Annotated in this window: 18 protein-coding genes and 2 pseudogenes; 11 read left to right on the forward strand and 9 right to left on the reverse strand. The window is 57.6% G+C overall.

Annotated elements, in window-relative coordinates; all coding sequences use genetic code 11:
- Positions 1-37: 37 nt before the first annotated feature.
- The 10 genes and pseudogenes from infB (at position 38) to NY406_RS01015 (ending at position 8,872) form a co-directional block, all read left to right on the forward strand.
- Positions 38-2,819: pseudogene (gene infB, locus NY406_RS00970) on the forward strand (translation initiation factor IF-2).
- Positions 2,820-2,837: 18 nt separating this feature from the next.
- The gene (gene rbfA / locus NY406_RS00975; RefSeq protein ID WP_260534734.1) at positions 2,838-3,200 is read left to right on the forward strand and encodes a 30S ribosome-binding factor RbfA; all 363 of its coding nucleotides are present in this window, start codon (positions 2,838-2,840) and stop codon (positions 3,198-3,200) included.
- A 27-nt stretch (positions 3,201-3,227) separates the two neighbouring features.
- Positions 3,228-3,950, forward strand: a complete 723-nt coding sequence (gene truB, locus NY406_RS00980) for a tRNA pseudouridine(55) synthase TruB (protein WP_260633714.1) — start codon at positions 3,228-3,230, stop codon at positions 3,948-3,950.
- A gap of 13 nt (positions 3,951-3,963) precedes the next feature.
- Positions 3,964-4,929, forward strand: a complete 966-nt coding sequence (locus tag NY406_RS00985) for a bifunctional riboflavin kinase/FAD synthetase (RefSeq protein ID WP_260534735.1) — start codon at positions 3,964-3,966, stop codon at positions 4,927-4,929.
- 60 nt (positions 4,930-4,989) lie between these two features.
- Positions 4,990-5,259 (forward strand): 30S ribosomal protein S15, encoded by a 270-nt coding sequence (gene rpsO, locus NY406_RS00990; protein ID WP_260534736.1) that lies wholly within the window; start codon positions 4,990-4,992, stop codon positions 5,257-5,259.
- A 68-nt stretch (positions 5,260-5,327) separates the two neighbouring features.
- Positions 5,328-6,215, forward strand: coding sequence for a YicC/YloC family endoribonuclease (locus NY406_RS00995; RefSeq protein WP_260534737.1), 888 nt, complete (start codon positions 5,328-5,330; stop codon positions 6,213-6,215).
- Between the two features lie 4 nt (positions 6,216-6,219).
- The gene (gmk, locus tag NY406_RS01000) at positions 6,220-6,807 is read left to right on the forward strand and encodes a guanylate kinase (protein WP_260534738.1); all 588 of its coding nucleotides are present in this window, start codon (positions 6,220-6,222) and stop codon (positions 6,805-6,807) included.
- Between the two features lie 12 nt (positions 6,808-6,819).
- Positions 6,820-7,173 (forward strand): hypothetical protein, encoded by a 354-nt coding sequence (locus NY406_RS01005; protein WP_260534740.1) that lies wholly within the window; start codon positions 6,820-6,822, stop codon positions 7,171-7,173.
- The gene (locus tag NY406_RS01010; RefSeq protein WP_260633715.1) at positions 7,154-7,648 is read left to right on the forward strand and encodes a VOC family protein; all 495 of its coding nucleotides are present in this window, start codon (positions 7,154-7,156) and stop codon (positions 7,646-7,648) included. The genes NY406_RS01005 and NY406_RS01010 overlap by 20 nt, the downstream gene beginning before the upstream one ends.
- Before the next feature lie 51 nt (positions 7,649-7,699).
- A complete protein-coding gene (locus tag NY406_RS01015; protein WP_260534741.1) occupies positions 7,700-8,872 on the forward strand; it encodes a 6-phosphofructokinase in 1,173 nt (390 codons plus the stop codon).
- Positions 8,873-8,947: 75 nt separating this feature from the next.
- On the opposite strand, the gene NY406_RS01020 is transcribed toward NY406_RS01015, so the two are convergent.
- The 7 genes from NY406_RS01020 to fni form a co-directional block, all read right to left on the reverse strand.
- A complete protein-coding gene (locus NY406_RS01020) occupies positions 8,948-9,691 on the reverse strand; it encodes a sugar phosphate nucleotidyltransferase (RefSeq protein ID WP_260534742.1) in 744 nt (247 codons plus the stop codon).
- Positions 9,692-9,720: 29 nt separating this feature from the next.
- Entirely contained in the window at positions 9,721-10,107 is a 387-nt protein-coding gene (gene panD / locus NY406_RS01025; RefSeq protein ID WP_010931944.1) for an aspartate 1-decarboxylase, read from the reverse strand.
- A gap of 21 nt (positions 10,108-10,128) precedes the next feature.
- Complete coding sequence (lptC, locus tag NY406_RS01030; protein WP_260534743.1) at positions 10,129-10,638, reverse strand: LPS export ABC transporter periplasmic protein LptC; 510 nt, start codon at positions 10,636-10,638, stop codon at positions 10,129-10,131.
- Between the two features lie 139 nt (positions 10,639-10,777).
- Positions 10,778-11,221: an OmpH family outer membrane protein gene (locus tag NY406_RS01035; protein WP_260534744.1), complete on the reverse strand. Its 444-nt coding sequence runs from the start codon at positions 11,219-11,221 to the stop codon at positions 10,778-10,780.
- Positions 11,222-11,392: 171 nt separating this feature from the next.
- Positions 11,393-12,535 carry a DNA-processing protein DprA gene (gene dprA, locus NY406_RS01040; protein WP_260534746.1) on the reverse strand — a complete coding sequence of 381 codons (1,143 nt, stop codon included), beginning with the start codon at positions 12,533-12,535 and terminating at the stop codon, positions 11,393-11,395.
- Positions 12,536-12,592: 57 nt separating this feature from the next.
- Entirely contained in the window at positions 12,593-13,591 is a 999-nt protein-coding gene (locus tag NY406_RS01045; RefSeq protein ID WP_260534748.1) for a polyprenyl synthetase family protein, read from the reverse strand.
- 11 nt (positions 13,592-13,602) lie between these two features.
- Positions 13,603-14,676 carry a type 2 isopentenyl-diphosphate Delta-isomerase gene (gene fni, locus NY406_RS01050; protein ID WP_260534750.1) on the reverse strand — a complete coding sequence of 358 codons (1,074 nt, stop codon included), beginning with the start codon at positions 14,674-14,676 and terminating at the stop codon, positions 13,603-13,605.
- A gap of 107 nt (positions 14,677-14,783) precedes the next feature.
- Here fni and NY406_RS01055 point away from each other — a divergent pair.
- Positions 14,784-16,051: pseudogene (locus NY406_RS01055) on the forward strand (ABC transporter permease).
- 130 nt (positions 16,052-16,181) lie between these two features.
- Here the strand turns inward: NY406_RS01055 and NY406_RS01060 are convergent.
- Both NY406_RS01060 and glmM read right to left on the reverse strand, forming a co-directional pair.
- On the reverse strand, positions 16,182-18,011 hold the full coding sequence (locus tag NY406_RS01060) for an ABC transporter ATP-binding protein (RefSeq protein ID WP_260534752.1): 1,830 nt from the start codon (positions 18,009-18,011) through the stop codon (positions 16,182-16,184).
- 5 nt (positions 18,012-18,016) lie between these two features.
- On the reverse strand, positions 18,017-19,450 hold the full coding sequence (gene glmM / locus NY406_RS01065; protein WP_260534753.1) for a phosphoglucosamine mutase: 1,434 nt from the start codon (positions 19,448-19,450) through the stop codon (positions 18,017-18,019).
- Positions 19,451-19,618: the final 168 nt, after the last annotated feature.

Here is a 19,618-nt window from a genome sequence, read left to right on the forward strand (position 1 = left end):
GAATTCCGGCAAGAGGATAATCATCCAGGAGAGGCCAATGGCTATCGAGGAAAAACAGATAAGGTACCGCATCAGTGATATTGCCAGGGAGCTGCAGGTCAGTCCCCAGGAGGTCCTGCAGTTTGTCAAGCAGGAAGGAGGCAAGGTTGCCTCGACCTCTTCAATGGTGGGCGAGGAGATGCGTGACATGATTTTCGGCAATTTCAGCCAGGAAAAAAAGCAGGTCGATGAGACCCGCAAGATCAGGGCTGAAAAGCAGAAGCGCCTGACCAGGCTCGAAGAGCAGTCGAGGAAAGCGTACGAAAAGGAGCAGCAGCTCAAGGAGAGCCTGAGCATCGCTCCTCCTCCGGCGCCTGTGCTGCATGCGCCCGAAGTCAAAATCGAGATTCCTCCGCAAACCGTAACAACGCCCGTTGCCGCCGAGCCGCCTGCCGTTCCTCCGGTTGCTTCCACGCCGCAGCCGGAACCGGTTGCCGACCAGCCATCTGTCACCGAGCCTGTTGCCGCCGAGCCGCCGCCTGCCGAGCCTGTTGCTGAAGCAGAACCTGTGGTGGTTGAGGCGCCTGTTGCGGAGACCGCAGGACCGGAAGTTGTGATGCCGCTGGTTCAGACTCTGCCCGAGTCGATGCAGACCTATGAAGCGCCGCAGAAGATCGGTGGTCTGACGGTTCTTGGTACGATTGATGTCATCAGCGAAGCGGAGCGGAAAAAGAGGTCTCGCAAGAAGAGCTTCAGAGAGAGTGCTGTCGAACTCAAGGGTGAGTTTGAAAATGTGGTGAGCGCTGGCAGCGAAGATAGTGAAGCAGCCAAAAGAAAGCCGTGAAGAGTTCTGGTGAGGGCGAGACTACGGCTGCCGGAGAGGATGCCGGTGTCAAGAAAAAGAAGGCCAAGAAGAAAAGAAGGTCGAGGTTGACGACAAGGTCATCTCCAAGAATATCAAGACCACGATCAGCGGCATGGATGACAGCAGTTCGTCCGGCTCCCGCCAGAAGTTCCGTAAGCAGCGCCGTATGGAACGCGAACGCGAGTTCGAGGAGGCCGAAGCGATGCGTGAGGCTGAAAAGACTCTGATCAGGGTGACCGAGTACGCTTCGCCGCACGAGCTTGCCGAACTGATGGGGCTGACCGCCAAGGAGATCATCCAGAAGTGTTTCTCGATGGGCAAGTTCGTGACCATCAACCAGCGTCTCGACAAAGAGACCATCGAGCTGATCGGTCTTGAATTTGGTTTCGCGGTCGAGTTCATCTCCGAAATCGAGGCGACGACGACCGAAGAGCTGGTGGACAACGCAGAGGATTTGCAGACCCGTCCTCCGGTGGTGACCATCATGGGCCACGTCGATCACGGCAAGACCTCGCTGCTCGACTACATCCGCCGAAGCAACGTGGTTGCGGGCGAATCGGGAGGCATCACCCAGCACATCGGCGCCTACGAGGTTGCGCTCGATGGCGGACGCCACATCACCTTCCTCGATACGCCGGGTCACGAGGCCTTCACCGCCATGCGTGCTCGTGGTGCGCAGGTGACCGATATCGTCATTCTGGTGGTGGCTGCCGACGACAGCGTCATGCCGCAGACCGTCGAGGCGATCAACCATGCCAAGGCGGCGGGCGTGCCGATCGTCGTGGCGTTCAACAAGATCGACAAGCCCGAGGCAAACGTCGAGAAGATCAAGACGCAGCTCTCCGAAGCGGGCGTGCTGGTCGAGGACTGGGGCGGTGAAACCCAGTGTCAGGAGATTTCAGCCAAGAAGGGCATCGGCATCAGCGAGCTGATGGAGAAGGTGCTCACCGAGGCGGAAATCCGCGAGCTGAAGGGCAACTATTCGAGAGAGATCATGGCCAGCGGTATCATTGTCGAGTCCGAGCTTGACAAAGGCAAAGGCGTGGTTTCGACTGTGCTGGTGCAGCGCGGCTTCCTGAAGGTTGGCGATCCGTTCGTGGCCGGAAACTCGCTGGGCAAGGTAAGGGCGCTCATGGACGAACGCGGAAAGCGCATTCACGAGGCCGGTCCCTCGACGCCGGTGCGCGTGCTCGGTTTCGAGGATATGCCGCAGTCCGGCGACGTGCTGACCGTGATGGCCTCCGACCGCGATGCCCGCGACCTGGCCCAGAAACGCCAGATCATCAAACGTGAGCACGAGTTCCGCCGCAGCACCCGCGTCAAGCTCGACAGCATCGCCCGCCAGATCAAGGAGGGCCTGAAAAAGGAGCTGAGCGTCATCATCAAGGCCGATACCGACGGATCGATCCAGGCGCTGGCTGACGGTCTGATGAAGATCCACAACGAAGAGGTCAAGGTGCAGATCATCCATCAGGGTGTCGGTCAGATCACCGAAACCGACGTGCTGCTGGCCGCCGCTTCGGATGCGATCATCATCGGCTTCCGGGTGCGCCCGAACGTCAACGCCAAGCGGCTCGCCGAGAAAGAAGACCTCGATGTGCGCTTCTACAGCGTTATCTACCACGTGCTCGAAGATGTGGAGACGGCGCTCGAAGGTATGTTGTCGCCCGAACTGCACGAGGAGAGCCTCGGTTCGATCGAAATCCGCCAGGTCTTCAGGGTGCCGAAGGTGGGCAATGTCGGCGGTGCTTACGTGCTGGAAGGCAAAGTCCCGCGCGACTCGAAAGTCCGTCTCCTTCGCGACGGCGTGCAGATTTTTGAAGGCCAGCTCGACTCGCTCAAACGCTTCAAGGATGACGTCAAGGAGGTCGATGCCGGCTACGAGTGCGGCGTCAGCCTCAAAGGATACGACGATATCAAGGTGGGCGACGTGATCGAAGCCTACAAGATCGTCGAGAAGAAACGCAAGCTCTGAGCTGAAAGGAGAGCCCTCATGTCAATACGTACCGATAAAGTCTCCTCGCTGTTGCAGCGGGAGTTGAGTGCTATTTTCGAGAAAGAGCTGCCAAGAAGCGGGCCGCTGGTTACCGTGACCGAGGTGAGGATTACGGCCGATCTTGGCATCGCCAGGGTTTATGTGTCGGTGATCGGTTCGGAAGCGCAGCGAGCAGAGGTGATGGAGTATCTGGATGCCGAAAACAAGATGATCCGCAAGACGCTCTCTGCGAAAATCCGCCACCAGTTCAGGCGGATTCCTGAGCTTGAGTTCTATGAAGACCGTCTGTTCGAGCAGGCCAACCGGATCGAGCAACTGCTCAAATCGGTCAAGCCTGCCCGGGATCAAGAGCAGCCGTAACCCGTATTGTCCGGAATGACCACGACGATGAGCGAACAATGCCGCATGCCCATCCTGAGCGAAGAGGGTGACTATCTGCTTGTGGACAAGCCGCTCGACTGGACCTCGTTCGACGTGGTAGCCAAAATTCGCGGCGCGTACAAGCGCAATGGCGCAAAGCGGAAGGTTGGTCACTGCGGCACGCTCGACCCGAAAGCCACCGGCCTGTTGATTCTTGCCACCGGGCGCAAAACCAAGACCATTTCATCGCTTGAACTGCTCGACAAAGCCTACGAAGGCACGATCAGGCTGGGCGCGAAAACGGCGAGCCACGACACGGAGTCGGAGGAGTACGACATCCGGGATGTTTCGCATCTTGACAGGCAGGCCATCCTTGAGGCCGCAGCATCGATGGCCGGAGAGCGGATGCAGCAGCCTCCGATGCACTCGGCGGTCTGGCACAACGGCAAGCGGCTCTACGAACTGGCGCGGCAGGGCCACGAGGTCAAGGAGCGCAAGGCTCGCCAGATCGAGATTCACCAGTTCGAGATTACCGGTATTGAGTTGCCGTATGTCTATTTTTACACCAGGGTCTCCAAGGGTGCCTATATCCGGGTGATTGCCCATGAACTGGGGGAACTGCTTGGCGTTGGCGGCTATCTCAAATCATTGAAACGGGTTGCGATTGGTCAGTACCAGCTTTCGGATGCGATGAGCGTCGATGCTGTCGTTGACGAAATAGCCCGTGCCGCTTCGGCCATCGAAGAGTAAAAAAGCAGGGAGTATGCGCGTCGTAGTTTTGCAGGGCGATACGGTCCTTGATTCCGTAACCGGTTTACCGATTCAGCTTTCACCGGAGCCATCGGCGGTGACCATCGGTTCGTTCGACGGACTGCATGTCGGCCATCGGAAGATTGTCGGTTCCATGATCGGACACGCCAGAGAGCTGGGTCTCAGAAGCGTCGTGGTGACCTTCGAGCCGCATCCGAGAATCGTGCTCGAAGGTAGCGATGGCTGTCCGGTGCGCTTGCTGACAACCTTCGACGAGAAGATCAGTCAGTTCGGCTCGATGCCGATTGACCTGCTCTTCGTGGTGCGTTTCGACCGGCAGTTCGCCTCGAAAAGCTCCGAAGCGTTTATCCGCGAAGTGCTGGTGAAGATGCTCGGCGCGCGCCATGTCACCGTCGGCTATGACCACGGCTTCGGCAAACGGCGGAGTGGCAACGAAGAGACGCTGCACACGCTTGGCGCGGAGTGCGGTTTCAGCGTCGATGTGGTCGGCGAAGTGATCGTTGCCGGTTCGCCGGTATCGAGCACCCGGATCAGGGGATTGCTTGAAGCGGCAAAGATACGGGATGCCAACGAATGTCTCGGGGCGCCGTACGCGATTAGCGGCATGGTGGTCGAAGGCGACAAACTTGGTCGCGCCATCGGATTTCCGACAGTTAATCTCGCCCTTCCCGACCGTTGCAAAATGGTTCCGGCCCATGGAGTCTACGCCGCCAGTGTCGAGATCGACGGCAGGGAGTACTCTGCCATGATGAACATTGGCCGTCGTCCGACCATATCGGCAGATGGCGAGGTGAGGGTTGAGGCTCACATCATCGGGTTTTCAGGTGATTTGTATGGACGGTTTCTGATCGTGAGGATGCTCGATTTTATCAGGGAAGAGAGGCGCTTCGCCTCAATCGACGAACTCCGGGCGCAGCTCGAACTCGATAAAAAAGAGGCGGGATTCTGCAAGAAATAATGCTATATTAAGGGCCATTTTTTATTTCGTTATTTACAAACATATCACAGAGCAAACATCATGGGTCTGACAAAAGAACACAAAACCGAGATTATTACGAAGTTTGGTGATTCTGCGACGGATACCGGAAAAGCGGAAGTGCAGGTTGCCCTGTTCACCCGCAGGATCGCCGATCTGACCGGTCACCTTCAGCAGCATCCCAAAGACAAACACTCACGCCGTGGCCTCTTGATGCTGGTCGGAAAACGCAAGCGCGTGCTGAACTACCTGAAGAAGGTCGATATCGAACGTTACCGCAAGGTGCTCGCCGAGCTCGATTTGCGTAAGTAACCGGGTTGCCCGAAGCCTGCGGAGACTGCTCTCCGCAGGTATTTTCAAGAATGTAACAGAGTGAATGTATGTTGGAAAGCATGACCGGATACGGCAGTGCCGAGCGTTCGGAAAAGGGTATGAAGGTGCTTGTCGAACTTCGCTCGGTCAACAATCGTTTTGCCGAAATCGGGGTCAAGCTGCCCAGGCAGCTGCTGTCGTGGGAGCTGGAGGTCAGGGAGTTGATCCGCGCCAGTTTCCAGCGAGGCAAAATATCGGCTTTTGTCCAGCTTCAGCTCGAAGAGGCCGAGCAGTTACCGGTGACTGTAAACCCTTCAAAAGTGAGGGCCTACAAGTCTCTTCTTGAAACCGTCCGCCGGGAGGCGGAAATCGAAGCTCCGGTCACCCTCGATCATGTCCTTCGCTTTTCCGAAATTTTCGAGTCGGACCATACCATTCTGGAGCACCCGGACGAAATCTGGCCTATCGCCCAGTCAGCGCTTATTGAGGCTATTGGTAATCTCAAGGAGATGCGCCAGAAAGAGGGCGAAGAGCTTGCGGCTGACTTTCTGTCGAGGATCGACGAAATCGAACGCACGCTCAAAGATATTCGCGAGATTGCCGCGGACAATCTCGAAACGATCCGCAAACGGCTGGCCTCCAAAATCAGCGCGATTGCCGGTCGCGATGTCGAGTACAGCAAGGATCGCCTTGAAATGGAGATCGTCATTGCTGCCGAGAAACTCGATATTACCGAGGAGTGCATTCGTTTCAACAGCCACAACAAGTTTTTCATTGAAGAGCTGAACAACAGTTCGAGCGGCTCTGGTCGCAAGCTCAATTTCCTCCTGCAGGAGCAGCTCCGCGAGGCTAACACCATCGCTTCGAAATCGCAGAATGCGGACATTTCGCAGAAGGTGGTACACATCAAGGAGGAACTCGAAAAGGTCAGGGAGCAGCTGCAAAACATCGAATAAGCCTATGAGCGCAGAACAGGTTTCGGGCCAGGGCAGGCTGATCGTTTTTTCCGCCCCGTCGGGCACCGGCAAATCGACGGTGGCCAAGCTGGTGATGGAGCGTCTCGGCTCTCTCGAATTTTCAGTTTCGGCCACGACGCGCCAGATGCGCTCAGGCGAGCGTGATGGCGTCGATTACCACTTCCTGAGCCGCGAAGCGTTTGAGAAAAAGATCGCTGAAAACGGATTCATCGAACACGAGTTCTTTTTCGGTAACTTCTATGGAACGCTGCTCGACAAGACCAGCGAGGCGATCGAAGCGGGCCGCAATCTGCTTTTCGATCTCGATGTCAAGGGCGCGCTGAACCTCAAGAGGATTTTCGGGGACCGGGCGCTACTCGTTTTTCTTAAACCCCCGAGCATGGAGGAGCTTGCCCGCCGCCTGCAGGCTCGCGAAAGCGAGAGCCCCGAGGCGTTGAAGACCCGTCTCGAACGGGCGGAGATGGAGCTGTCTCATGCCGGAGAATTTGATTTTGTCGTGGTCAACGACGATCTCGGGCGCACCGTCGATGCGGTTGCGGCGCGGATCGCCGAGTTTCTTCCACAACCATAACGCACTATTGCCATGTCGGTCAAACCTGTCGATTTGAACAAGCTGAGAAGTACGCATGGAAATCTCTACGAAACCGTTGTAGCCATTTCAAAGAAAGCGAGGGAGATTCACGAGGAGGAGCGGGCTGAACTCGAAGAGCGCCTGATGCCCTACAAGGAGATGATCCGGAACCCCGCGTCGGAGTCCGAATCGGAGAAGGTGTTTCCCGAGCAGATCGCCATCAGCGTGGAGTTCGAGTGCCGCGAAAAGCCGTCACAGCAGGCGGTGGCGCAGTATCTCGATCACCAGTACGATTATGTGCTCGAAAAGAGTCCCGAAACGAAAGTAGCGGAGAACGGGGATGAAGATGAATCTGACGGGGATTAACCAGATCACGCTTCGGGTCAACGATGTCCGGTTGTCCGAAGAGTTCTATGCCGGAATTCTCGGCTTTCGGGTCGATCACCGCGCCGGGGCAAACATCTCCTACCTCCGGATCAATTCCGACATGCTCGTGCTGGTCAAGGCGGAAACGCCGGGCACAGCCGATGCGCGCGACATCCGCGTGGATCACTTCGGATTCAGGCTGGCCTCTGACACCGAGGTGGATGAGGCCGCCGTCTATCTCGATGACCGCGGCGTGCACCTGGTGACCCAGCCCGCGCATCGCCGCGAAGGGCGCGCCTTTTTCGTGATGGATCCCGACGGCAACCTGATCGAGTTCTACTCCATGAACGCCACCGGCCTTCAGTCGCCGGCGGAAAACATTGATACCCGCACGGCCAGCGATATCGCATCAGACTCCCGCCGGGAGCTTGCCGCTGGCAGCGATCTCAAAAAAACGAGACGCTCGCGGAAGTAAGCCGGTTCTTGCCGTTTTTTTGCACCCCAACTCTTTGACGGGATAATTGCCATGCATATCGGTGTTTTGACCGGCGGCGGCGACGCTCCCGGTATCAACGCGTGCATCAAGACCATCGTAACGATCAGTGCCGAGAAGGGTTACCGGGTGACCGGTATCCGCCGGGGCTGGAATGGCCTTCTGGCGTTTGATCCCGATGATCCGGCATCCCGCGCGGAGCATATCGCCGATCTTGATTCCGGGCTTGTCCGCAGAATCGATCGTACCGGCGGCACCTTGCTTCACACCAGCCGCATCAATCCCGGCAACCTCAAAAAAAACGAGATTCCCCCGTTTCTTCGCAACTCGCCACACCTGTTGCGCACGGGCTTGCATCACTCCGGAAACTTTGATCTGACCGATCATGTGCTGCGGAGTATTGATGCGCTCGGCCTGGATGTCATCATTGTCATCGGTGGTGACGACACAATCGGCTACGCCGATCACCTGGCCAAAGCTGGTGTCAAGGTGATTGGCGTGCCAAAGACGATGGACAACGATGTTTATGGCTCGGACTATTGCATCGGTTTCGGCACGGCCGTCACCCGCAGTGTCCAGTACATTCACCAGCTCCGTACCAGCTCCGGTTCGCACGAGCGCATCACCATTGTCGAGCTGTTCGGACGCAGCACCGGAGAGACCTGCCTCGTCAGTGCCTACCTGGCCGGTGTTGATCGCGCCCTCATTCCGGAAGTCCCTTTCGACCCCGAAACTCTCGCTGATTATGTCATTCAGGACAAGGCAGCCAATCCGAGCCAATATGCCATGATTGCTATCAGTGAAGGCGCGCGGATGATTGGCAGCAAGATGATCGAATATTGCGGACGGCGGTACGACGAGGATGGCCATGAGCCTGCCGGAATTGGCCAATTGACCCGCGAAACCATCTCGATGTTGACTGGGCAGGATGTCATTTGCCAGCCGCTTGGCTATCTGATGCGTTCAGGTATTCCAGATGCTCTGGATCTGATGGTCGGCTTCAATTTTGCACAGCTGGCCGTGGAGCTGATCGCGGAAGGCACCTTCGGCGTCATGGTGGCGCTTCAGCAGGGTATCTACACCTGTCTTCCGCTTGCAGAGGTGTCGGCGAACACCAAGCAGGTCGATATCAGCGAACTGTACGACCTGTGCTACTATCGTCCGAAGATGCGAAGCGTCATGGGCAAGCCGATGTTTCTTTATTAAGAATAGATCTTGGCGGTCGAATAGGACGTACAGGTTGTGTAGATCAGGCCTGTCGGATCGGTCGGGCCGACAGCTTCACAAATACTCGTCGCCTTGGAGGAGTTGTTCAGCTTCCCTGAGCTGTTCAGGTGTGTTGATACCGCGGATTTCGTTGGCGTCGGCTACCTTGAAGGCGCACACCTTTTTGCCTTTTCCGAAGCAGATTCCGAACACATCGGTGAGGTAGTACTCTCCCTGGGCGTTTTTGTTGGTGATGCCGTGCAAGGCGGAAAACAGCTCGGTAGCGTTGAACACATACACGCCTGAATTGATTTCAGTTACCGCTTTTTCTTCCTCCGTGGCGTCCTTCTGCTCGACGATTTTGAGCACCTCTTCACCCGCATCACTTCTGATGATCCGCCCGTATCCTGTTGGATTGTCCATCTCGGCGGTCAGTACTGTGGCGACAGCTTGCCGCGAACGGTGGAAGTCGATCAGTTTTCTGAGTGTGCGCCCGGTGAAAAGTGGTGCGTCTCCCGAGAGGATGACAATCTCTCCCTCAAAATCCTTCAGAAACGGTTCAGCCTGCATGACGGCGTGGCCTGTACCGAGTTGAGGCTCCTGCAAGGCATAATCGACCGGGAACGTGGCGGTTGCTGTTCGGACCAGCTCTGCCTGATGGCCGATGATGAGGACAATCTTGTCGGGATCGAGCGCCTGCGATTTTTCGATGACATACGCCACGAGCGGCTTGCCGTTGGCCTTGTGCAGTACCTTCGGGAGATCCGATTTCATTCGCGTGCCTTTACCGGCGGCCATGATGACGATTGCCAGACTCATAACGTTTTTGGTGAGGGGTTGAGACGGCTTCAGCCGAGATATTCGTCTTCGGAACCTACCCTGTGGCGTCGCTTTGGATTGTTCATCCGGTCAACGATGACAATCATCGGTTTCCAGTTGCGCGCCTCTTCCGGTTCCATTTCGGCGAAGGTCATGATAATGATCTCGTCGCCGGGCAGCGCGCAACGGGCCGCCGCACCATTAAGCTGGATTTCGCGCAGTCCGCGTGTTCCCTCGATGATGTAAGTCTCGAATCGCTCACCGTTGTTGTTATTGACAACCAGCACCTTTTCATTGGCGATCATATCGGCCATGTCAAGCAGCTCTTTGTCGATGGTGATGCTTCCTTCGTATTCCAGGTCTCCACTGGTGACTATGGCGTTGTGGATCTTGGATTTGAGCATGTGTAATTTCATAACGGCGCAAACAGAGTCGAGTTATTTTGATAAGGCTTCACCGCTGGCATGAAAAATTCTGTACCGTTTCATAGCGTCATCGCTTTCAAAGCCATAGCCCCGTATGGTACGGGAGGGGCCTGAAATAGTGACATATTTGTCTGACCGTATCATACGGTTGCTGCTTGATCGGGTGATATGTTCGGTGCGAATGACCGTGTTGTCCGCTGAACGGATGACGACGTTATCGAATGCTTCGATATCCTGGTTGTCATGCACGATGCCTCGACCTGCCGTTACCAGGGTTGCGGTGCCGTCACGGTTGATCAGTTGTACGTTGATTCCTCCATCGAGCCGGATTTCCTGTTTCTCTCCCTGACGGTATTCCGCCGCATGGCGGGCGCTGACAATCGTTTTGGTTCTCCCATTGTCAGAAACCACCAGGGTGACATTCCAGCTTTCCTGGGAAGGCATATCAGCTTTTGTTGAAACAGCAGCCGCCGGCGTGCGAGCCTCCTTTTTGGGAGCGCTACAGCCAGCGGCACTGAACACTATTGCCAGAAAAAAAAAGTTGTCCGGCGAAAATTCAAAAGGCTTCCAGGAGAATGTTACTTGATGTTCAGCTGGTCGAGCACCTTGTAGGTGATATCGGACTGGTCATCGCCGTATACACGGGCACTCTTGTCAAAAATCATGCTATAACCGTCTTTTTAGCGACAGCGGCAACGGTAGCGTCAATTTTCTGACGGATAGGGGTGATAAGTGCCTGCTCCTTCTGAGCGAGCAGCCTCTGTTTTTCCATGGCGCTTTTCTGCAGGTTCTCCTGTTGAGTGCGCAGCTCTTTCTCTTTGACTGCGTTTGGTTTCCCTCCTTTCTGATAAGCCTGGATGGCGCTCTGGAGCGCGCTCTGCTGTTTGGCAAGCTCTGCGCCGCTCTGGTTTTTCATCGTCTGGAGGGTCTGGTCGGCGGCTTTGGTTTCCGGCATCATCTGGAAAATCTTGCCATAATCGACCACGCCTATTTTCTGGGCATTATCGGCAGCAAAAGCCTGTGGAGCCGAGAAGGTCATGCCGAGCGTGAGCGACATGAACAGAAATCCTGATACCGCTTTCTTGATTCCTTTGAAATCTGACATTATCGGTGTGTTTAGGTTTTTCATGATACAGCGTGTACGGTTCTTTGTCTTGTCATCGAATCGTTACCCCGAAAAGTAACATTTCCGGTTTTAAAATACTATTGAAGCCGAGAAAAACAGGATTGGAGAAACATTCTCTGCCTTGTCGTTACCGTTCGGTTTTTGAGTGTTTCAGGGGGTACGTTTTCTGAAAATCTGCCCGGCCTCCTGCTCAATGATCCGTTTCAGCTCAAGCTCAAAAAGATGTACCAGCAGGACGTCGATTTTCAGACCGGTTTTTTCGGCGATGAGGTCGATATGCATTGCGCCCGACTGAAGCGCTTCGACGATGCACGACTCCTCGATGTTCAGGTCGGGCGGTTCGGAAGCTTCGGGATGTGGTCTCAGCGCAGGATTTTGCGCCGGGTTGAGCTCGGCGAGAATGTCTTCGGCGGAAAATACGGGCTTGGCATGGTTCTGCTGGATGAGGTAGTTGGTGCCGCGTGAGGCGTTCGAAAAGATGCTTCCCGGCACGGCGAACACTTCGCGATTCTGTTCGAGGGCATAGGATGCCGTGATCATCGAGCCGCCTTTGATGTCCGATTCGACGATCAGCGTGCCGAGGGTCAGGCCGGCGATCAGGCGGTTTCTTCGCGGAAAATTGCCCGGTTCGGGCTTGATGCCGATCCACTCTTCCGAGACGATCGCGCCTCGTTCGAGTATCCTCGGCCAGAGCCGCCCGGCGGGGTCGGTGTAGATGCGGTCGATGCCGCAGCCGAGCACGGCGACGGTTACGCCATTGCTCTCCACCGCTGAGCGGTGCGCCATCATGTCGATGCCGTAGGCCAGGCCGCTGAGGATGGCGTAACCATTGTTTACCATTTCGCGGCAGATGAATTCGGTGGCCTGCTTGCCATACGCGGTGGCCTTACGGGTGCCGACGACGGCGAGCGAGGGCAAAGAGAGCGCCTCGGGATTGCCGCGAACGAAAAGCAGAAGTGGCGGATCGTAAATCTCTTTCAGGAGCGGTGGATAGGCCGGATCGAGGATGGTCACGACCGAGGCTTCCAGCCGTTCCGCCCGCGCGAGTTGCTCTTCGGCTGCCTGATACGCTTTCTGCAGCCATGCCGGGCTGGCAAGCCGCTCGGCGGTTTCGCGGGCGATGGTTTCACCGATGCCGGGAATCTGGCGCAGGGCGTCATAGTCCGCTTCGAGGAGTGCGGGGGTCGCACCGAAACGGTTCAGCAGGGTGCGAGCTCTCGATGGGCCGATGCCGGGAAGCTGCGAAACGATGAGCAGCAAAAGCGCTGCGCCTGGCTCAGGGATCGTGGTCATGGTTGGGGCAGGGGAGTTGAAGAGAGTTCGGGGGAGGGGTGGCCCCCCGAAACAAGCTCAGAAATCGCGCTTCATGAGAATGTTGGCAAAGCCTCTCAGATAGCCGCGTCCCTCCTCGAACGGAAGGGCGTCGAGCGCTGCCAGCGCCGCTGCGGTATCCTCGTTGATTTTCGCCCTGGTCTCGTCGAGCACACCGCACTTCTCGAAGATTGCCTTGACCGCCGGGACGTTCTCCGGCGAGGTGCCGTTGTTGTCGAAGATCGACTGTAGCAGCTCGCGGTCAGTGCCTTCGGCCAGTTCCAGCGAGCGGAGCAAGAGCCAGGTCTTCTTGCCGTTGATGACGTCGCCGCCCGGCACCTTGCCCGATTTGCCGTCGCCAGCCATGATGTCGAGATAGTCATCCTGAATCTGGAAGGCGCGTCCGATCTTTTCGCCGAAGGTGACCAGCGCCGCGATCTGCTCCGGTGTGCCGTTGCCCGCCACGCCGCCCGCTTCGAGCGCTGCTGAAATGAGGCGTCCGGTTTTTTTGGCGATCATATCGAGGTAGTCGGCGATGGTGACATCCTTGCGCTGTTCGAGTTCCATATCGAGCGCCTGCCCTTCGCAGATGGTGATGTTGGCGTCGTTGAAGATGTGGATCATCTCGGCGTGGCGGGAACTGATCGCCTTGAGCGCCAGCTCGTAGGCGTAGGCGATCATCATGTCACCCGAAAGAATCGCCGCGTTGACATCCCACTGCTTGTGCACGGTGGGGCGGCCATGGCGCAGATCGGCCGCATCCATGATGTCGTCGTGCATCAGGGTGAAGTTGTGCAGCACCTCGATGCCGAGGGCCACGCCAAGTGCGTTGTCGGACTTGCCACTGACCGCTTCGGCGGCGAGCAGAGTCAGGAACGGACGGATTCGCTTGCCCTTTCCTTCGAGGATGTAGCGCGCCGGACCGTAAAGGGTTGCCGGCTTCTCTTTCGGAAAGCACGCGGCAAGCGCTTCGTTGATCTTCGCGTGGTATTGCTGGTACTTGCTTTCAACCTGTGCTTGGGTAATCGGTGAGGACATGACTGCTGTCGTCAGGGTTTACGGTAGATTGGTGCGTGTTTGAGCTGTGTCGTTGTGGCTGAACCGGTCAGGAACATGGCTGCGCGGAGATCATTCGCCCAAGTGCGGATCGTCTCTTCAAGCCTCCCCGAGTGCAGGGCCTTGAGCAGGTGCTGCGCCGATGCGGCGATGTCCGCGCCGAGCGCGATTGATTTGGCGATGTCGAGGCCGTTGCGGATGCCGCCCGACGAGATAACGCTGAGTGCGCCGTACTCCGGGTTTTGCCGCTTCAGCGTCTGGATGCCGGTCAGGCAATCGGCAGTCGGGATGCCCCAGTTCAGAAATTCATCGAGCGCCGATGGGCTGAAGCGCTCCTCGTGGCCGAAGCGGTCGAGGTAACGGCACTCTTCGACCTTCTGCCAGCTGATGCCGCCCGCTCCGGCCACATCGATGGCCTTGACTCCCGCGTCGGCGAGTTTCCGGGCGACGGTCGCCGAGATGCCGCAGCCTACCTCTTTGGCGATCACCGGCACGCCGATGGTGGCGGTGATGTCGTGCAGCCGGTCGAGAAATCCGCTGAAGTCGGTGCCGCCCTCCGGCTGGAACAGCTCCTGCGCCGGATTGAGATGCACGATGAGCCCGTCGGCTTCGATGAGGCCGATCAAAATCGAGAGCTGTTCGTGGCTCAGTCCGGCGGCTACTTCGGGCGCGCCGATGTTGGCGAAGATCGGAGCGGACGGCGCGGTTTTGCGGACAATCGAGAAGCTTTCACGATGCGCCGCTCCTTCAAGCGCCTGGCGCATACTGCCGACGCCGAGCGGAATGCGGAACTGTTCGGCAGCTTCGGCGAGGGTGCGGTTCAGCGCAAGCGCATCGCCGTAGCCGCCGGTCATCGAAGAGATCATCAGCGGCAAGCCTATAGCATGGCCAAGAAACTCCGTCGAAAGGTCGATCTGCGCAAAATCGACTTCAGGCGCGGCGTTGTGCTCAAATCTCCAGGAATCAAGACCGGTATCCTGCCCGTCGAAACAGACCGGCCGGTTCAGGCAGATATCGACGTGGCTGTGCTTGCGTTCGGCGGTTATGGTTGCGCTTGTCTCTTGCATTGAAAGGAGGCGGCTCCTAAGTTGAACGATTTTCAGAGGTGCTCTGTAAAGTATAACTTATGGCAAATATCCCATAACTTTTTTCGGGCTTGTCCGGTTTGCGCCTTATGTTCAGAACCCTGTTCGATATAGCCATCAGGCACATTCTCGGGCGCAAGCGCCAGACGCTGACCACCATGCTTGCTGTCTCTGTCAGTACGATGGTGCTCATCACCACCATTTCGCTGACGAGAGGGCTGCTCGATTCGTTCACCGAAACCATTATTGACGCGGCGCCGCATATCCGGGTCAAAGGCGAGAAGATCGATCCGGTGCCGACCAACCTCTTTGATTCGTTAGCCGTTTCGAGAACGGCTTTTGTGACGGACAACATCGGCAGGGATGAACCCGAGGAGGTGCGTAACTACGGGAGAGTCCTCGATATTGTTTCATCTCAGGCGTTTTCCGGAAAAGTTACCGCCGCGTCGCCGTTTGTCGAGTCGCAGATCATCGCGGTCAAGGGGAACCGCACCCAGCCGGTGGTGCTCAAGGGGGTGGATATTGATCGCGAAGATCGTATCAGCCACATCGGGCGGAGCCTTACCTCCGGCGATCTGGTGCTCTTCAGAAAAACCCCCGACGCGCTGCTGGTCGGAAGTTCCGTGGCCACAGATCTCGGTGTGGAGCTGAACGACCAGATCACCATCATTACGCCCGACGGACGCAGTCGACAGGGCAAGGTCACCGGAATATTCTTTACCGGCATCAACGCGGCCGATAACACGATCCTTTCGTCGCTCAAGCTTGGCCAGATTGTCGAGGGAATGCCGCCCAACAAGGTTACCGGCATAGCGCTGAAGGTCGCTGATCCGCTCAATGATGCGCCGCTGGCCCGCGATCTGGAGCGGATGACCGGCTACCGGTGCCTGACCTGGCAGGAGGAGAATGCCAGTGTACTGGTGCTTTTCAAGCGGATCGGCTCCATCGTGCTGTCGCTGGTGGGGTTTGTCGGCGTGGTGTCGGGTTTCGGCGTGGCGAACATCCTTGTGACGACTGTTTTCGAGAAGAGCCGCGACATTGCTGTTATGAAGTCGTTCGGCTTCTCGTCGGCGCAGATGGTGGGTTTGTTTGTCTTTGAGGGCTTTCTCGTCGGCCTCGGCGGCGCGCTTGCCGGAGGTCTCATGGCGACCGGCTCCATCGGCGTTCTCGCCAGCCTGCACATCGAAAGCTCGCAGGGACCGCTCACTAAAAGCGGTTTCAGCATGTCTTGGAATCCCTGGTATTTTTCTTCGTAATTATCGTGACGGTTATCATCAGTACGATTGCGGCAGCGATTCCCTCGCTCAGAGCTGCCCGGCTGGAGCCGGTCAAGGTGCTGCGGGAGAGTAATCTTTGAGGTTGCGGGGTTTGCCTTGCTGTGGTAGTTGGGCTTCTTCGGACTGGTGGGACTTTTGGGAGGAAGAAGGATCGGAGATCGGTTTTCTTTTTCGCTCTTGCTGTCCCAACAGTCCCAATAGCCCTATTTCTTACGCCGCCCCCTCTATTCTGCTTCTTTCCGGGTGCTGGAGCAGATACAGCTTGTAGTACAAACCGCGCTGGGCGAGCAACTCCTGGTGGGTGCCGGTTTCGCGGATGGTGCCTTTGTGCAGCACCACGATTTTGTCGGCGTGCTGGATCGTCGAAAGCCGGTGAGCGATGATGATCGAGGTGCGGTGCTTCATCAGGCGGTCGGTGGCCTGTTCGATGAGCGACTCGGTTTCGGTATCGACCGAGCTGGTGGCTTCGTCGAGCACGAGAATGTCGGGGTTGTAGAGCAGCGCCCGCACGAAGGCGAGGAGTTGCTTCTGGCCCGCCGACAGACCGGAGCCGTTCTCGCGGATGCGGTAGTCATAGCCGCCCGGCAGCTTTTCGATGAATCGGTTCGCCCCAACGATTCGCGCCGCATCCCGAATTTTTTCGTCCGAAATCGATGGATCGCCGAACGAGAGATTCTCGCGAATCGAACCGGCGAAGAGCACTACATCCTGCATCACCACCCCAACGAGTTTGCGCAAATCATGGCCGGGAATGTCGCTCAGCTCAATGCCGTCAATCGTCACTGAACCCTTCGCGTACGGGTAAAATCGTGACAAAATGTTGATGAGCGTGGTCTTGCCGCTGCCGGTCGCGCCGACGATGGCTACGGTTTCGCCCGCCCGGATATCGAGCGAAATGTCGCGCAGCACCCAGTTTCCCTCGTCGTAGGCGAACCACACCTTGTCGAAACGGATCCGATCCCGGAACGAATCGAGCGAGCGGGCGCTCTTCGCCGGTTTGGGATCGAGCGGCTCTTCGAGCAGCCGGAAGATACGGTCGGAGCTGGTGACGGCGGTCTGCATGATGTTGAAGCGGTCCGACAAATGCTGTAACGGGCGGAAGAAGAGCCAGATAAACTGCACGAACGACACCACCACGCCCACCGACAGATCAGCCTGCAATATCCGCGTCGCGCTGAACCAGAGCACCAGTCCCGCCGCCGCAGAGCTGAGGAACTCGATCAGCGGGAAGTAGATCGAAAAGTAGAAGACCGTTTTGATGTTAGCGTCGCGGTGGTCGGCGTTGATTGCGGAGTGTTTCTGGAACTCGGCCTCCTCCCGTGCGAAAAGCTGCACCACCTTCATGCCGGTGATGTGCTCCTGGAAAAAGGAGTTCAGACGGGCCAGATGTGTCCGGACATCGAGGAACGCCTGGCGTACCTTGTCCTTGAAAAAAATGGTCGAGTAGATCATGATCGGCAGAATGCTCAGCACGACAAGTGTCAGCCGCCAGTCAGTCAGGAACATCATGACGACGATGAAGAGCAGCTGCAGAATGTCGCCGATGATGGTGATGAGTCCGCTGGAGAGCATCTCGTTGAGCGCCTCGACGTCGTTGGTGGTGCGGGTGATGATGCGGCCCACCGGGTTGCGGTCGAAGTAGCGGATCGGCAGGCGCTGCAAGTGGCGGAAGATGTCGAGCCGGATCGCGTAAACCGCTTTCTGCCCGATGAGCTGCGTCAGCCAGGTGGCGGCGTACTGCTTGAGTCCGTCGAGCACGACCACGAGCAGCATGATGAGGCTGACGACGGCGAGTCCCTTGTGATCTCCTTTGGCGATGTGGTCGTCGATGGCGATGCGGGTCAGCCAGGGGCGGAGCGGGGTCAGGATTGCACCGGCGGCGGTCAGTGCCACCGCGCCTGCGACCAGCCCCTTGAAGGGCTTGATGTAGCCGAGAAGCCGCTTGATGATATAGCGGTCAACGGAACCCTTTTTCCGATTGCCGAGGGTTTCGTCCTGCTGCGTGCGGAATCCCGAGGCCGCGCCTGCTCCCATTCTCATGCCGGTCAGCCCTCGGTCGGATTTGCCGATGCGGCGGCGGTTGCGATCTCATCGATGAAGCTCGCAGCGAGGGCGTCGGCCTCTGCCTGTGTCGAGGCTTCAGTGTAAATCCGGACGATCGGCTCGGTGTTCGAGGGGCGAAGATGCGCCCATCCTTCCGGGAAGTCGAGTTTGAGGCCGTCGAGCCGGTTGCACTCTGCCTCGGGATGATTTGCCGCCACGGTGTCGAAAATCCTGCCGAGCGCCTCTTTGGTCAGCGTCGCAAGCTCGACCTTCTTTTTCGACATGAAATAGTCGGGGAAGGTTTTGCGGAACTGCGAGAGCGTGCCGCCCGTTTCGGATTTCCACCCGGCGAAGGCCTGGAGGAAGAGCGCGATGCCGGCGAGCGCGTCGCGGCCGTAGTGCAGCTCCGGCAAAATGACGCCGCCGTTGCCTTCGCCGCCAATCACTGCGCCTTTTGCTTTCATCACCTCGGTCACGTTGGCCTCGCCGACTTTCGCGCTGAAGCACTCCACCTCGTGCCTGCGGGCGATGTCGAAGAGAGCGCGGCTGCTCGACAGGTTGTTGACCACCGGGCCTTTGTGGTGCTTCAGGTAGAAATCGGCGCAGGCGACCAGCGTATATTCCTCGCCGAAGAGCGTGCCATCCTCGCACACGAGCGCAAGCCGGTCAACGTCGGGATCGACGATGATGCCGAGGTCGCAGCTCTCGCGGGCGAGAATCTCCATTGTCTGGCGAAGGTTCTCTTCGACTGGCTCCGGGTTGCGCGGAAAGATGCCCGTGCCTTCGCAGGCAAGGGTCTTGATCTCGCGGATGCCGAGCTTGCGGCAGAGTTCGGGCACAATGAACGACCCGGCCCCCTCGACGGCGTCGATCAGCACCCGGAAGTTTAGGCTTTTGATGAGGTCGATGTCGAGGTAGGAGAGCTTCAGGATTCGGTCGATATGCACGGCGTCCCACGAGCCGTTTGCCGTTACGGCACCGATGCCGTCCCATCGGGCGAAGTCGAACGCTTTTTCGGCGGCGATGTCGAGCAGTTCCTCCACGTCCGGCGCGGAGAGGAATTCGCCCTTTTCGTTGAGCATCTTCAGCGCGTTCCACTCGACGGGGTTGTGGGAGGCGGTGACGATCAGGCCGCCGTCAGCCTCTTCGCCGACAGTGGCGATCTCGACGGTTGGGGTGGTGGTCATGCCGACATCGATCACATCGCAGCCGCAAAGCGAGAGTGCGTTGGAGACCAGCCCGGTGATGACGCCGCCTGTCGGACGGCTGTCTCTGCCGATGACGATTTTCGGTTTGGACTGTGAGCCGGGGTTCCGGGACTCTTTCCGCCGCCTGAGCCAGGTGGCGAAGGCCATGGTGAAGGCCGTGAGGTTTTCCGGGGTGAGGCTCTTGCCGACGACGCCGCGGATGCCGGAGACGCTGATCATCAAGCTCATTGGCTTATAATCGTGAGAGTTGACAGGGATATGCTGTTTTGTTGCGGGAATATACAGAAAAAACACCGAAGCCTGCTCGTCAGTCTGGCGGATTCTGTCAATAATTTGTTTCGATATTTTTAATTTTCGAGGCAGGTTCGTATATTACATGCCTTTTGTTGCGGATAC

Origin of the sequence: Chlorobaculum sp. MV4-Y (genome assembly GCF_025244685.1) — a bacterium.
Taxonomy (GTDB): domain Bacteria; phylum Bacteroidota; class Chlorobiia; order Chlorobiales; family Chlorobiaceae; genus Chlorobaculum.

What these genes read in the sequence shown, in the direction of transcription:
- rbfA (WP_260534734.1), top strand. Translation starts at nt 2,838, where the DNA reads ATGTCAATACGTACCGATAAAGTCTCCTCGCTGTTGCAGCGGGAGTTG.
- truB (WP_260633714.1), top strand. Translation starts at nt 3,228, where the DNA reads ATGAGCGAACAATGCCGCATGCCCATCCTGAGCGAAGAGGGTGACTAT.
- NY406_RS00985 (WP_260534735.1), top strand. Translation starts at nt 3,964, where the DNA reads ATGCGCGTCGTAGTTTTGCAGGGCGATACGGTCCTTGATTCCGTAACC.
- rpsO (WP_260534736.1), top strand. Translation starts at nt 4,990, where the DNA reads ATGGGTCTGACAAAAGAACACAAAACCGAGATTATTACGAAGTTTGGT.
- NY406_RS00995 (WP_260534737.1), top strand. Translation starts at nt 5,328, where the DNA reads ATGTTGGAAAGCATGACCGGATACGGCAGTGCCGAGCGTTCGGAAAAG.
- gmk (WP_260534738.1), top strand. Translation starts at nt 6,220, where the DNA reads ATGAGCGCAGAACAGGTTTCGGGCCAGGGCAGGCTGATCGTTTTTTCC.
- NY406_RS01005 (WP_260534740.1), top strand. Translation starts at nt 6,820, where the DNA reads ATGTCGGTCAAACCTGTCGATTTGAACAAGCTGAGAAGTACGCATGGA.
- NY406_RS01010 (WP_260633715.1), top strand. Translation starts at nt 7,154, where the DNA reads ATGAATCTGACGGGGATTAACCAGATCACGCTTCGGGTCAACGATGTC.
- NY406_RS01015 (WP_260534741.1), top strand. Translation starts at nt 7,700, where the DNA reads ATGCATATCGGTGTTTTGACCGGCGGCGGCGACGCTCCCGGTATCAAC.
- NY406_RS01020 (WP_260534742.1), bottom strand. Translation starts at nt 9,691, where the DNA reads ATGAGTCTGGCAATCGTCATCATGGCCGCCGGTAAAGGCACGCGAATG.
- panD (WP_010931944.1), bottom strand. Translation starts at nt 10,107, where the DNA reads ATGAAATTACACATGCTCAAATCCAAGATCCACAACGCCATAGTCACC.
- NY406_RS01035 (WP_260534744.1), bottom strand. Translation starts at nt 11,221, where the DNA reads ATGTCAGATTTCAAAGGAATCAAGAAAGCGGTATCAGGATTTCTGTTC.
- dprA (WP_260534746.1), bottom strand. Translation starts at nt 12,535, where the DNA reads ATGACCACGATCCCTGAGCCAGGCGCAGCGCTTTTGCTGCTCATCGTT.
- NY406_RS01045 (WP_260534748.1), bottom strand. Translation starts at nt 13,591, where the DNA reads ATGTCCTCACCGATTACCCAAGCACAGGTTGAAAGCAAGTACCAGCAA.
- fni (WP_260534750.1), bottom strand. Translation starts at nt 14,676, where the DNA reads ATGCAAGAGACAAGCGCAACCATAACCGCCGAACGCAAGCACAGCCAC.
- NY406_RS01060 (WP_260534752.1), bottom strand. Translation starts at nt 18,011, where the DNA reads ATGAGAATGGGAGCAGGCGCGGCCTCGGGATTCCGCACGCAGCAGGAC.
- glmM (WP_260534753.1), bottom strand. Translation starts at nt 19,450, where the DNA reads ATGAGCTTGATGATCAGCGTCTCCGGCATCCGCGGCGTCGTCGGCAAG.